Here is a 12295-nt window from a genome sequence, read left to right as displayed (position 1 = left end):
ACCCGGCGTCGGCCAGTGCCCGGCGCAGCACGTCACGGCGGTAGCCGCCCCAGTCGCCGGGGTGGGTCAGCACCAGGTGGTGCGGGGGGCCGCCGAACAGGTTCGCGGCGTGCTCGGCGATCCCTTCGACGAGCACGGTGGTGAGCGTCTCGGGCGGGAACGGCTCGCCTTCGACGAGCATCGGCACGTCGTCGCCGATCCGCCGGTGGAAGCCGGTGAGCAGCCGGGACGGGACCTGGGCGCCGGCCTGCGCGGCGGCGTCGCCGGTGAGCAGGTACCCCTCGTCGTCGACGAACAGCGCGGACGCGGCGGCCGGGGACCGGTCACCCAGCCAGAGGGGTTCGGGCTCACCCCAGCCGGGGCCCTGTCGGCGGCAGGTCGCGGCGTGGGTCCGGCCCTGGGCCACATCGATCCCGAGGACGTAGGGCAACGGCGCTTTCCTCCTCACCTCGCGGCGGCCGATCGGGGGCACGGAATCCCCCTAGGGTTCGGGGCATCCTCACCCAAACGGGTTAGTCAGGCAAGGGTCTGGAGGGATTTAACCCAACTGAGCGCGTCTCGGATGAGCCCCTAACTCCCTAACGATGACATATCGATCCCCTATCGGCTGACCGGACTGCGACTCGGAGTGATCCCCGATGTGCGCTGGGGGACGGTCTCCCTACCTTGATCACGAAAGCGGCGGTCCCTGCGATCGCTGCTGTCCCCCGAACCACCGGACCAGGAGAAATTCCATGGAATCCGTGCAGACGTTGCACGACTTCGCCCTGAACCTGCTCAACGACCCGACCGCGCTGGCGGCCTTCGGGACGGACCCGCAGGGCGCCCTCGCTGCCGCCGGTCTCGGCGACGTCAGCGCCGCCGACGTGCACGAGGTCCTCCCGCTGGTGCTCGACTACGTGCCGGTCGACAGCCTCCCGGCCGTGGGCGGCCTCCCCGCCGTCGGCGACCTGTCCCAGGTCGGCCTGTCCTCGGTCGGCACCGACGCCCCCGGCATCCAGGGTGCGATCGACCAGCTCACCGCCCTCACCGCGGGCCTCGGCCTGCCGGCCACCTCGGGCCTGCCGGGCGTCGGCGACCTGGGTGTCGGCGAGCTCCCGGCCGTGGGCGAGCTGCCCGTCGTCGGCGGCGTCGGCTCCCTGCCGGGCGTCAACGAGGTGAGCAACGCCGCCAACGCGACCGCGCTGGCCGGCAACGTGACCGGCGCCGTCCTCGGCGGCGACCTGGCCCACGGCCTGGACTCGCAGGCGCTGGCGAACCTGACCGCGGCCCCGGGCTACCTGACCGACCCGAACTCCGGCGTGGTCCCGCAGGCCGTTTCGGCCGCCGGCTCGGCCGTCTACGACGTCAAGGACCTCGGCGCCCACGTCGACTACCAGGCGCACGACGTCACCGGTCTCGCCACCGGCGCCGTCACCGGCACGGTCGAGCACACGACCGGCGCGATCGGCAACGTCGGCGACTTCTCCGGCATCCTCAAGGGCGCCGGCGACATCGACGTCAAGCACGTCACCGGCGAGGTCGCGGGCGCCGTCCACGGTCTCGGTGAAGTCACCAACACCGTGACCTCGGCCACCGGCATCAACGTCGACCACAACCCGGTCGGCAACGTCGGCGAGCTCGCCTCCGGCAACGGCACGGCCGTCCACGACGTGGTGTCCGATGTCTCCGACATCAGCCACAACGCCCTGGGCAACCTGCACCTCGGCGACATCGCCTCGGGCAACGACATCCACCTCGGGCACTGATCCCCGAACCGGTCACCGGTGCCCGTCCCGCGGTCTGGGTGCAGCCGCGGGACGGGCACCCGGTGTGCGTACGGGGAGTGAACCGGGGACACTCGACCATCGTGACCGCACCGGCTTGGCTCGAAGTGCTCAACGAGACGCTGGACGCGTGCCGCACGCACGGCCGCGCCGATCTCGCCGAGCGCCTGCGCAGACGACGGGACGCCCAGCCCGGGCAGACCCGGCTCGGCGTGCTCGGGTTTCCCAAACAGGGCAAGGGGTACCTGCTCAACGCCGTGCTGAACGCGCCGGTGTGCGCGGTCGGCGACGCCGCGACCCCCGCCGTCCCCACCGAAATCGCCTATTCGCCCGAACCCGCCGCGACCCTGGTCGGCCGGTCCCGCGAACGGATCCCCGTCGCGGTCGAACGGCTCACCGGCGAGCTCGGCGCCCGGCCCGCCGGCACGCTCAGCCGCGTCGAGGTCGGCGTGCCCCGCGAACTCCTCTCGGCCGGCCTCGTCCTGGTCGACACCCCGCCGGTCGGTGACCCGCGGTCACCGCGCACCGCGGCCGCTCTCGACATGCTCGCCGAGGCCGACGCCGTGATCCTCGTCTCCGACGCGACGGCGCCCCTGACCGCCGCCGAACTCGCCCTCGCGCGGCACGTGCGGACCTGGTGCCCGCACGTCGTGCTGGCACTCACGAAGATCGACGCCAGTCCCGGCTGGCGCGCGGTCGCCGAACGCGACCGCGCCATGCTCGGCGAGGCCGGGATCGACGCGCCCGTCCTGCCCGTTTCGGCCGTGGTGCGCCAAGCCGCCGCGAAAACCGGTGACGCGGAACTCAACGCCCGCTCCGGTTTCCCCGAGCTGCTCGCCTGGATCGCCGAGCAGGCCGCGCGCCCGCCCGAGCAGTCCCGCGCGCTGCTCGCCGCCGTGGGGGTGCGCGCCGCCGCCGCCGAACTGGTGGAGTCGCTGCGCGACCGCATCGACGCGGTCGCCCAGGACGCCGGGCTCGGCCAAGCCGCGCTGCTGCAACGGGCGCAGCGCCGCGCCGACGACCTGCGCCGGCAGAACACCCGGTGGCAGAACCTGCTGTCCGACGAGATCACCGACCTGCTCTCCGACGCCGAGTACGACCTGCGCGAGCGGACCCGCAAGATCGTCAGCACCATCGACCGGACCTTCGACGAGGGCGACCCGGCGAAGGTGTGGGACGAATTCGCGCCCTGGCTGGACAACGCGCTGGCCGAGGCGGTCGACGTCAACTACACGTGGCTGGCCGACCGGGCGGAGTGGATCGCGCAGGCGGTCGCGGCGTGCTTCGGGGCCCAGTACGACCGGGCGCTGCCCGACCTGCGGCTCGACGGCTCCGGCGTCGAGCACCTCGACGAGGTCGGCCGCCCGAAGATCGAGAAGTTCAAGATCGGCCAGCAGGCCTTCACCGGGCTGCGCGGGTCCTACGGCGGCGTGCTGATGTTCGGCCTGGTGACCAGCCTCGCCGGGCTGCCGCTGATCAACCCGGTCTCGCTCGGCGCCGGTGCGGCGTTCGCCGCGAAGACGATCAAGGACGAGGGCGGGATGCGGCTGCAGCGGCGGCAGGCCGTCGCCAAGCAGGCGGCGCAGCGGCACGTCGACGACGTCTTCCTGCGGTTCGGCAAGGAATGCCGCGACGCGATCCGCGTCGTCCAGCGGCGCCTGCGCGACCACTTCACCGGGCTGGCCGAGGAACTCGCCGACGAGCTGACGCACGAACGCGAGACGATCCTGGCCGGCAGCGCCGAGCGCGAGCGGCGGACCGGGCACATCCGCCGCGAGATCGACCGGCTCGCCGGGCTGCACCAGCGCGCGGGCGAGCTCGGCACGATCGCCGGACGGCAGCCGCGGCGGGAGCTCTCGGCGTGACCCAGGACGTCCGCGACCTGCTGCACGCCGCGGCCGGGCTCTACCGGGACGACCCGCGGGCTTCGGCACTGCTGCACGACTGCCTCAACCGGCTGGAGCAGCCGCTGCGCGTCGCGTTCACCGGGGCGCCTTCGTCGGGGAAGACGACGCTGGCCGCCGCGCTGGGCGAATGGCCGACCCGGGCGCTGCGCGACCTGGTGCTGCTGGACGACCCCGGCCCGGCCGACGACGTCCCGGACGCGACGGTCCGGCTGGTCCGCCACCTCGAGCCGGACGAACTCGCCGCGGCGCACCCACCGGGCGGCTCGCCGTTCGCGCGGCAGAGCGCGGTGAACTCGGTGCTGGTGCTGTCGCGGGCCGACGAGGTCGGCGCGGGCCGGATCGACGCGCTGCTCACCGCGAAGCAGCTCGCCCGGCGCGCGTGGCGGGAAGACCCGCTGTGCACCGGGTTCCTGGGCGTGATCGCGGTCGCCGGGCAGCTCGCGTACGGCGGCCGGTCGTTGCGCGACGACGAGTTCGACCTCCTCGCCGCGTTCGCCGCGGTGCCGCGCGAGGAGCTGGAACGGCACGTGCTGTCGGTGGATTCGTTCACCGACCCGGCGTTCCCGGGCCCGATCCCGGTCGAGACGCGGCGGTCACTGGTGGTGCGGTTCGGCATGTTCGGCGTCCGGCTGGCGCTCACGCTGATCCGCACCGGCTGCGACGACCGCGTCAAGCTGTCGGCGGAACTGGTGCGCCGCAGCGGGTTGGGTGAGCTGCGGGACACCCTGGCCGGCTGCTTCGTGGCGCGCGCCGAGGCCCTGCGGGCGCGCACGGCGATCATCCGGCTGGAGGCGCTGCTGGCCGCGCAGCCCCGCCCGGGCGGCGACCGGCTGGTCTCCCGGGTGGAGCGCTTCGCCGCGGCCGCGCACGACTTCCGCGAGCTGCGGCTGATCGCCGACATCCGCGGCGGCCGCACGGCGCTGTCCGGCGAACCCGCCGAGGAAGCGGTCCGGCTGCTGGGCGCCCAGGGCACGGCGCCCGCCGATCGGCTGGGCCTGGAAGCGGACGCCGACCCGAACGAGATCTACGACGCCGGCCTCGACGCGCTGCGGCGCTGGCGGCACGAAGCCGAGCGCCCGGACCGCCCGCACGCCGAACGGACGGCGGCGCACGTGGTGGTGCGGTCGGCCGAGGGGCTGCTCTCGCTGTTCGCCTAGACCGGCTTTCCGTTCACCGTCACGTTCGAGAGCGTCACGTCCCGCGCGTTGCTGATCTGTGGCGCCGGGGTGTCGATGTTCGTGAACGTGCTGTCCGCCAGCCGGAACCCCGTCAGCGGGCTCTCCGCCGCGCCGCTGATCTTCAGCGCGAACGGCGAGTCGTCGAGGTGGATTTCGCGCAGGTCGATGTCGCGGATCACCGGCTGGACGATCGGGCCGTAGCCCGGGCCGGTGAGGCTGTAGTTCATGTCGACGTAGATCGCGCCGCGATCGACCGGGCCGCCGGTCAGCCGGCGCACGTGGATGTCCGAGACGACCCCGCCGCGGCGCGGGTTCGTCTTGACGTACACGCCGTAGAACGACTTGTACGACGAGCCGGCGTGGATCCGGTTGTCCTGCGCGAAGACGTTGCGCACGCCGCCGGACATCTCGCTGCCGACGGTGATCGCGCCCCAGCGGCCGAAGTAGTCGTTGTCCTCGATCACGATGTCCTCGCTCGGCACGCCGACGCGGCGGCCGTCGGTGTCGCGGCCGGACTTGATCACCGTGCCGTCGTCGCCGGTGTCGAAGGAACAGCCGTGGACGTGCACGTCCGCACAGCTTTCCGGGTCGACGCCGTCGACCATCGCCCCGCGGGAGTAGACCGTCACGTTCCGGACCGTCACGTTGCGGCACAGCACCGGGTGCACCGTCCACATCGCCGGGTTGCGCAGCGCGACGCCCTCGACCAGGACGTTGCGGCACCGGTAGAACTGGATCAGGTTCGGCTTGAGGAAGTGCTTGTCGCCGAACACCCGCTGCGCCACCGGCACGCCGTCGGCCGCCTGCTGCTGGAGCCGGTCCCAGTCGGGACCGCGCTTGCCGTCGAAGTCGAACCAGGGGCCGGCCGCCGCGTTCCCGTCGATCGTGCCGGATCCGGTGATGGCGACGTCGGTCTCGTCGATCGCGTAGACGAACGGCGAGTAGTTGTGGCACTCGATGCCCTGCCAGCGGGTGAACACCACCGGCAGGTACGACGCGGCGTCGCTGCGGAAGCGGATCGTGCCGAGCACGTGGAGCTCCACCCGGGACCGGAGGTGGATCTTGCCGGTGCGGAACTTCCCCGCGGGAACCAGCACGCGCCCGCCCCCGGCGGCGTGGCACGCGGCGATCGCCGCCTTGAACGCGGGGGTGCAGTCGGTCGAGTTGTTGCCGACCGCGCCGTAGGACCGGATGTCGAAGACCCGGTCCGGGAACGACGGCGGCGTGATCCGGCCGAGGATCACCGGCACGCGCGCCCACGGGTCGCCGGGGTCCGCGTTCGCGCTCGCCGGCCCGAAGACCGCGCCCGCGGCCAGCAGCCCGCCCGCCGCGCCCGCGGCCTTCAGGAACTCACGCCGGGTGCTGCCCGTCATCGAAGCCTCCTCGTCGAGGACTGTCATACATCATGTACAGCATGCGATATGCCGACAACCCGGTCAAAAAAGCTCCCGCTGACCGGTATTGACGCCCGTGCGGCCGCGGCGCACCATAGGGCGGTCTATGGTCCAGTGCCGGCCCGAAGGGAACTCCCATGCCCGAAGACGTCCGCCCCCGGGTCCGGCTGTTCGGCGAGCTCCTGGCGCACTGGGCGCGGGAACGCCCCACGGACACCGCGCTCGTCTTCGGCGACCGGAAGTGGACCTGGGCGGAGTTCGACGACCGGGTCCGGCGGCTGTCGGGCGCCCTCGCGGCCGCGGGGATCGCGCGCGGCGACCGGGTCGCGTTCGTCGACAAGAACCACCCCGCCTGCCTGGAGACGACCTTCGCGGCGGGCGGCCTCGGCGCGGCCAACGCCGTGGTCAACTGGCGGCTGTCCGGCGACGAATTCGCCTACGTCCTCAAGGACGCGGGCGCGAAGGTCGTCTTCGTCGGCGCCGAGCTGCGGCCCGCGCTGGACGCGATCCGCGACCGGCTGCCCGCGGTGGAACGCGTGATCGTCGTCGGCGGGGACGCCGACGAGTACGAGTCCTTCCTGACCTCCGCCGCGCCGCACGCCGCCACCGGCGTCGACACCGACGACGGCGTGCTGGTCATGTACACCAGCGGCACCACCGGTTTCCCGAAGGGCGCGGTGCTGACCCACCGCAGCGTCCTCGCGCACGGCCTCGCCGCCGGGACGGCGTTCCCGATCGGCCCGGGCGACGTCAACCTGGTCGCGATGCCGCTGTTCCACGTGGGCGGCAGCTGCTACGCGGTGTCCGGGTTCCTCTACGGCGAGCCGTCCTACCTGACCCGCGAGCCGGATGCGGCGTCGCTGTTCGCGGCCCTGCAGGCCGGGATCACGCACGCCTTCCTGGTGCCCGCCGTCGTGGCCGGGATCGCGCAGGCCGGCGAGGCCGCGCTCCAGGCGTTCTCCCGGCTGAAGTACCTCTGTTACGGCGCTTCGCCGATGCCGCTCCCGCTGCTGCGCACGGTGCTCGCGGCCTGGCCGGACGTGAAGTTCGCCCAGGTCTACGGCATGACCGAGCTGTCCGGCGCGGTCACCGCCCTCGCCCCGGAGGCGCACCGCGACCAGGCCCGCCCGGAACGGCTGGCCTCGGCGGGCACCGCACTGTCCGGAGTGGACATCCGGATCGTCGACCCGGTCACGGCGGAGGACGCCGAGGTCGGCGAGGTGTGGGTGCGCACCGAGCAGCGGATGGCGGGCTACCTCGGCAAGCCCGAAGCGACCGCGGAGACCATTGTGGACGGCTGGGTCCGCACCGGCGACGTCGGGCGCCTGGACGACGGCGGGTTCCTGTTCCTCGAGGACCGCGTCAAGGACATGATCATCACCGGGGGCGAGAACGTCTACTCGCCCGAGGTCGAGCGCGTGGTGGCGGAGTTCCCCGGCGTCGCCGAGGTGGCCGTGATCGGCATCCCGGACGAGAAGTGGGGCGAACAGGTCAAGGCCGTCGTCGCCGGCGACCAGCTCGACGCCGCGAAGATCGTGGAGTTCTGCCGCGAGCGGCTGGCCCACTACAAGTGCCCGCGCAGTGTCGACGTCGTGGACGCGTTGCCGCGCAACGCCACCGGCAAGATCCTCAAGCGTTCGCTGCGGGAACCCTACTGGCGGGACCGGGACCGGAACGTCTGATGCCGCCGGTCACCCGGCAGGGGTACTTCGAGGCCGCGCTGGACGTGCTGGCGCGGCACGGGTTCACCGAGCTGAACGTCGGCGCCCTGTGCCGCGGCCTCGGCGTCACGAGCGGGTCGTTCTACCACCACTTCGGCGGCTGGCCCGGGTTCGTGGCGCAGCTGCTGGAGCACTGGGAGAACCGCCAGGTGCGCATCCTGCGCGAGCGCGATTTCGGCACCGGCGGGCCGGCGGCCGACTTCGCCGCGCTGATGGACCTCACCCTCGGGCTGCCGCACGAGGCCGAGGCCGCCATCCGCGCGTGGGCGAGGACCGACGAAACCGTGCGCGCGGCGCAGAAACGCGTAGACGACGCCCGGTTGCGGACGGTCGGCAAGGCGGTCGAAGGGATCGTCGGCGACCGGGCGCTGGCCCGGACGCTGACGTCACTGGGGATGGCGATGCTGGTGGGCCACCAGCAGCTGGCGGCGGCGGGGGAGCACGGCGAGCTGACGGACCTGCTCGCGGAGTACACCCGGCTGGTGCACGCCCGCGCGGACGGGCGTTAGAGCTGGGCCTCGATGGCGTTCACCAGCTGCATCAGGGACGCCCCTCCGGACGGCGCCGCATGCCGGACCAGGTCCACGGCCGGGTAGAACCCGATGTGGCCGAGGTCCGGCGAGCCCTGGGCGATGGCGCGCGCGAATTCCCGCTCGGCGGTGGCTCGCTCGGCGGTGGCCAGCCGGGTGACGGCCCGCCACACGGCCACCGCGCAGCTGAGCGGCTCGACGGGCATCAGCGGTTCGAGCTCGGCTCCAGGGGCGAGGGTCTGCGCGGCCGATTCGATGCGGTTCATGGTTGTCCACCTTTGGTCGTTTCGCCCAAAGTAGGACGGCCCTGGCCCGGTCCGGAACCGGCGATCCGCGGAAATGGGTTCGTGCGGTGGCGGATCAGGCGTTGCCGAGCACCCGGGTCACGGCGATCTCGATGACGACCCGCTGCGGGTTCGGCTTGGGCTGCCGGTAGCGGGCGGCGTACCGGTTTTCGGCGTCGCGCACCGATTCCGGGTCTTCGCGCAGCACCGCGCGTCCCTCCAAAGTGGACCATCGGGGACCGTCGAGCTGGCAGACCGCGACCGGGATCCCGGCCGCGCCCGCGGCGCGCACGAGCCGGGCCTTGACCGACGGGGAGAAGGTGATCACCCGGGCGAGGCCGGCCTCGAAGTCGACGGTCACGCCGACCGCGACGACGTGCGGGGTGCCGTCCGGCCGGACCGTGGTCAGCGTGGCCAGGTGGCGCTCGGTCCAGAACGCGCGGAAGTCCGGCCCGCGGCCGTCGAGGTCGATCTTCATGAGGTCCACGCTAGTCCGTCCGGGTGGGCGGAGCGCCGTGGGACCCACTCAGGGTGATAGTAAGGAAAGTTTCCTAACGGTCTTGACCTGGTCTTGAACCTTCTGTCACGCTTCGCTCACCTCGCCGCAGCCAACGATGTCTTAACGGAGGAGCCATGAAGAGAGTCGTCCGGGCGGCGGTGGTTTCGGCCGCGCTGGCCGCGGGGCTGCTGAGCGTGCCCACGTCCGCGTCCGCGGCCGGCACGCCGTACGTGCCGGGAACGCTGCGGCCGTCGGTCTCGCAGGCCACGCAGGACGCGGCGCTGCAGAAGTACTACGACTTCTGGAAGAAGAACTTCCTGACGACCAAGTGCGGCACCGGCACGTACGCCGTGCTGTCCAAGGACGCCGACCACGCCTTCGTCGCCGAGGGCGAGGGCTACGGCATGACGATCTCGGCGATGATGGCGGAGAAGGACCCGCAGGCGCGCTCGATCGTCGACGGGATCCTGAAGTTCGTGAAGGCGCACCCGTCGGTCAACAACCGGGACCTGCACGCGGCCGAGCAGGACGCGAACTGCAAGAGCGTCAACGGCAGCGACTCCGCCACCGACGGCGACCTCGAAATCGCCTACGGCCTGCTGATCGCGGACAAGAAGTGGGGCAGCGGCGGTGCGGTGAACTACAAGGCCGAAGCCGTCCGGATCATCAACGCGATCAAGAAGAGCGAGGTCAACGGCACCACGAAGTTCACGCTGCTGGGCGACTGGGGCAACGACGCGGAGTACCGCAACAGCTCCCGCTCGTCGGACTGGATGCCGGGCCACCTGCGAGCGTTCGCCACGGCGACCGGCGACAGCTTCTGGACCTCGGTCCGCACCCGCTCCGAGACGGCGGTGAGCCAGCTGCAGTCGTCGTACGCGCCGAACACGGGGCTGCTGCCGGACTTCGTGGTCAACACGAACACGACGCCCAAGCCGGCGCCGGCGGACTTCCTGGAGGGCCCGTACGACGGCAAGTACAGCTGGAACGCCTGCCGCGACCCGTGGCGCCTGGGAGCGGACGCGATCTCGGCTCCCGGCAGCGCGGCGGCGGCCCAGGTCCGCAAGATGAACACGTGGATCAAGTCGGCGACGGCCGGGGACCCGGCGAAGATCCAGAGCGGGTATTCGCTGTCGGGCTCGAAGACGGAGAGCGGCCAGCACCCGTGCTTCACGGCCCCGTTCGCGGTGGCGGCGATGACGGACCCGGGCAGCCAGGCGTGGCTGGACAAGCTGTGGACGGCGGTCTCGTCCTGGTCGCCGGACGCGACGGACTACTACGGGACCGGGATCACGGTCCAGGTGCTGCTGATCCTGAGCGGCAACTACGTGGCCGCGTAGGTTCGCCGGCCGTCCCGCATCCGGTTATTCCGGGTGCGGGACGGCTCTCGCGTGGGTGAGACTGGCGGCATGACCGGTCACCCGCGCAGTGTCGAGGAGCTGACCCGCGCCCTCGACGCGGGACGGCGGTTCAAGTACGTGTACTTCTGGGGCCACCGCCCACCCCGCGGTGGCGGAGTCGGCGCCGGCTGTTTCAGCCAGTGGTGGCCCGCGCCGTTCGAGGTCGACGAGGTCCGGTTCGCCACGGCCGAGCACTACATGATGTGGCGCAAAGCGAAGCTCTTCGGTGACGAAGAGGTGGCCGCGCAGGTGCTCGCGGCGGTGCACCCGAAGCAGGCCAAGGACTTCGGCCGCCGGGTGCGCGGGTTCGACGAGGAGACCTGGGTGGCGCACCGCTACGGCATCGTGGTCGAGGGCAGCGCCGCCAAATTCGCCCAGCACCCGGAACTCGGCCGCTACCTGGCCGGGACCGGCGAGCGGGTGCTCGTCGAGGCGAGCCCGGTCGACCGGGTCTGGGGAATCGGCCTGGCGGCCGACGACCCGCGCGCCGGGAAGCCACGCGCGTGGCGCGGCTCGAACCTGCTCGGCTTCGCCCTCGCCGACGTGCGCGCTCAGCTCGGCTCGCGCACCGGCAACCCCGCCGCCCGGTAGATCTCGTCGATCACCGTCATCGTCTCCACCGCGTCCGCCGCCGAGGTCTTCACCGGCGCGCCCTCCAGGACCGCCGCCGCGAACGCGTCCAGCTGGTACGCGTAAGTCGACCGCCGGGGGAACTTCTCCGTGCGCTTCACGCCGTCGATCTGCACCGTGAACCGGTGGTACGCCTGCGGCATCAGCGGGTTGAACACCCGGATCGACCCGCGGGTCCCGGTCACCGAAGCGCTGATCTTCAGCACCGACGAAGACCACATCGAGCACGTGATCCGGCCCGTGTGGCCCGCCGGGTACGCCAGCTCCGCCGTCATCGCCCGGTCCACGTGCGGTGACCGCAGCTTCGCCGAAGCCGACACCACCGACGGTGTCTCCCCGCCGAACAGCCGTGCCATGTGGACCGCGTAGCAGCCCGCGTCCATCGTCGCCCCGCCCGCGAGGCCGTAGTCGTAGCGGATGTCCGAGAACTTCGGCAGCGGGAAGCACAACGCCGTCTCGACGCGCTGCAGCTCGCCCAGCTCGCCCGAGGCCACGATCTCCTCCACCCGCAGGGAGAGGGGGTGGTAGCGGTAGTGGAACGCCTCCATCACCACCCGGTCCGACGCCGAAGCCAGCGAAGCGATCTCCCGCGCCTCGGCCGCGTTCGCCGTGAACGGCTTCTCGCACAGCACGTGCTTCCCCGCCGCCAACGCCGCCCTTGTCCAGCGGCCGTGCAGGCCGTTCGGCAGCGGGTTGTACACCGCGTCGATGTCCGGGTCCGCCAGCAACTCCTCGTAACCCGCGTAAGCCCGGGCGATCCCGTGCCTGGACGCAAACGCTTGCGCGCGATCGAGAGACCGCGCCGCGACCGCGGTGACCGACACGGGCGAAACAGCAGAAGCGGGCTTGACCAAGGCCGCGGGTGCGATGCGAGCCGCCCCCAGGATGCCGATCCGCAGGCTCATGTCCGCGAAGCTAGCACCGGTCAGGATTTCAACAGCGAGTTGACCTCTTCAACACTGAGTTGTAGCGTTCCGGCCAGCCGA

The 12295-nt window shown here is 72.0% G+C and carries 11 protein-coding genes and 1 pseudogene; 7 read left to right on the top strand and 5 right to left on the bottom strand.

What is annotated here, in order from left to right:
- A pseudogene (locus CCN39_RS21355) lies at nt 1–430 on the bottom strand (molecular chaperone DnaK); the annotation flags it as partial.
- 304 nt (nt 431–734) lie between these two features.
- On the opposite strand from CCN39_RS21355, the gene CCN39_RS21350 reads away from it, so the two are divergent.
- The 3 genes from CCN39_RS21350 to CCN39_RS21340 all read left to right on the top strand — a co-directional run bounded on the left by CCN39_RS21350 (nt 735) and on the right by CCN39_RS21340 (nt 4830).
- Nucleotides 735–1748 carry an IniB N-terminal domain-containing protein gene (locus CCN39_RS21350; protein ID WP_086844619.1) on the top strand — a complete coding sequence of 338 codons (1014 nt, stop codon included), beginning with the start codon at nt 735–737 and terminating at the stop codon, nt 1746–1748.
- A 101-nt stretch (nt 1749–1849) separates the two neighbouring features.
- Nucleotides 1850–3631: a P-loop NTPase family protein gene (locus CCN39_RS21345; RefSeq protein ID WP_208630290.1), complete on the top strand. Its 1782-nt coding sequence runs from the start codon at nt 1850–1852 to the stop codon at nt 3629–3631.
- Nucleotides 3628–4830 carry a GTPase gene (locus tag CCN39_RS21340; protein WP_086844614.1) on the top strand — a complete coding sequence of 401 codons (1203 nt, stop codon included), beginning with the start codon at nt 3628–3630 and terminating at the stop codon, nt 4828–4830. The genes CCN39_RS21345 and CCN39_RS21340 overlap by 4 nt, the downstream gene beginning before the upstream one ends.
- On the opposite strand, the gene CCN39_RS21335 is transcribed toward CCN39_RS21340, so the two are convergent.
- Nucleotides 4827–6224: a glycoside hydrolase family 28 protein gene (locus CCN39_RS21335; protein WP_086844612.1), complete on the bottom strand. Its 1398-nt coding sequence runs from the start codon at nt 6222–6224 to the stop codon at nt 4827–4829. The genes CCN39_RS21340 and CCN39_RS21335 overlap by 4 nt on opposite strands.
- Nucleotides 6225–6382: 158 nt before the next feature.
- On the opposite strand from CCN39_RS21335, the gene CCN39_RS21330 reads away from it, so the two are divergent.
- Nucleotides 6383–7927 carry an acyl-CoA synthetase gene (locus CCN39_RS21330; protein WP_086844610.1) on the top strand — a complete coding sequence of 515 codons (1545 nt, stop codon included), beginning with the start codon at nt 6383–6385 and terminating at the stop codon, nt 7925–7927.
- Nucleotides 7927–8475 (top strand): TetR/AcrR family transcriptional regulator, encoded by a 549-nt coding sequence (locus CCN39_RS21325; protein ID WP_086844608.1) that lies wholly within the window; start codon nt 7927–7929, stop codon nt 8473–8475. Before CCN39_RS21330 ends, CCN39_RS21325 begins: the two co-directional genes overlap by 1 nt.
- On the opposite strand, the gene CCN39_RS21320 is transcribed toward CCN39_RS21325, so the two are convergent.
- Together CCN39_RS21320 and CCN39_RS21315 are read right to left on the bottom strand one after the other, a co-directional pair.
- Nucleotides 8472–8762: a hypothetical protein gene (locus CCN39_RS21320; protein ID WP_086844606.1), complete on the bottom strand. Its 291-nt coding sequence runs from the start codon at nt 8760–8762 to the stop codon at nt 8472–8474. The genes CCN39_RS21325 and CCN39_RS21320 overlap by 4 nt on opposite strands.
- Nucleotides 8763–8856: 94 nt before the next feature.
- Nucleotides 8857–9258 carry a TIGR03618 family F420-dependent PPOX class oxidoreductase gene (locus CCN39_RS21315; protein WP_167455135.1) on the bottom strand — a complete coding sequence of 134 codons (402 nt, stop codon included), beginning with the start codon at nt 9256–9258 and terminating at the stop codon, nt 8857–8859.
- A 155-nt stretch (nt 9259–9413) separates the two neighbouring features.
- Here CCN39_RS21315 and CCN39_RS21310 point away from each other — a divergent pair, with 155 nt between their 5' ends.
- The gene (locus CCN39_RS21310) at nt 9414–10619 is read left to right on the top strand and encodes a family 8 glycosyl hydrolase (protein WP_086844602.1); all 1206 of its coding nucleotides are present in this window, start codon (nt 9414–9416) and stop codon (nt 10617–10619) included.
- Nucleotides 10620–10688: 69 nt separating this feature from the next.
- Complete coding sequence (ybiA, locus tag CCN39_RS21305) at nt 10689–11270, top strand: riboflavin biosynthesis intermediates N-glycosidase (protein ID WP_167455134.1); 582 nt, start codon at nt 10689–10691, stop codon at nt 11268–11270.
- Here ybiA and CCN39_RS21300 read toward each other — a convergent pair.
- Nucleotides 11231–12214 (bottom strand): Gfo/Idh/MocA family protein, encoded by a 984-nt coding sequence (locus tag CCN39_RS21300; protein WP_086844598.1) that lies wholly within the window; start codon nt 12212–12214, stop codon nt 11231–11233. The genes ybiA and CCN39_RS21300 overlap by 40 nt on opposite strands.
- Between the last annotated feature and the right edge of the window lie 81 nt (nt 12215–12295).

Origin of the sequence: Amycolatopsis kentuckyensis, assembly GCF_002155975.1 — a bacterium.
Lineage (GTDB): Bacteria > Actinomycetota > Actinomycetes > Mycobacteriales > Pseudonocardiaceae > Amycolatopsis > Amycolatopsis kentuckyensis.
The sequence above is the reverse complement of the archived record's forward strand: the minus strand, read 5'-3'. Positions and strand labels throughout refer to the sequence as shown.

Bases quoted from the DNA above. Each gene is read 5' to 3' on its own strand.
- CCN39_RS21350 (WP_086844619.1), top strand. From the start codon at position 735: ATGGAATCCGTGCAGACGTTGCACGACTTCGCCCTGAACCTGCTCAAC.
- CCN39_RS21315 (WP_167455135.1), bottom strand. From the start codon at position 9,258: ATGAAGATCGACCTCGACGGCCGCGGGCCGGACTTCCGCGCGTTCTGG.
- CCN39_RS21325 (WP_086844608.1), top strand. From the start codon at position 7,927: ATGCCGCCGGTCACCCGGCAGGGGTACTTCGAGGCCGCGCTGGACGTG.
- CCN39_RS21300 (WP_086844598.1), bottom strand. From the start codon at position 12,214: ATGAGCCTGCGGATCGGCATCCTGGGGGCGGCTCGCATCGCACCCGCG.
- CCN39_RS21330 (WP_086844610.1), top strand. From the start codon at position 6,383: ATGCCCGAAGACGTCCGCCCCCGGGTCCGGCTGTTCGGCGAGCTCCTG.
- CCN39_RS21320 (WP_086844606.1), bottom strand. From the start codon at position 8,762: ATGAACCGCATCGAATCGGCCGCGCAGACCCTCGCCCCTGGAGCCGAG.
- CCN39_RS21335 (WP_086844612.1), bottom strand. From the start codon at position 6,224: ATGACGGGCAGCACCCGGCGTGAGTTCCTGAAGGCCGCGGGCGCGGCG.
- ybiA (WP_167455134.1), top strand. From the start codon at position 10,689: ATGACCGGTCACCCGCGCAGTGTCGAGGAGCTGACCCGCGCCCTCGAC.
- CCN39_RS21310 (WP_086844602.1), top strand. From the start codon at position 9,414: ATGAAGAGAGTCGTCCGGGCGGCGGTGGTTTCGGCCGCGCTGGCCGCG.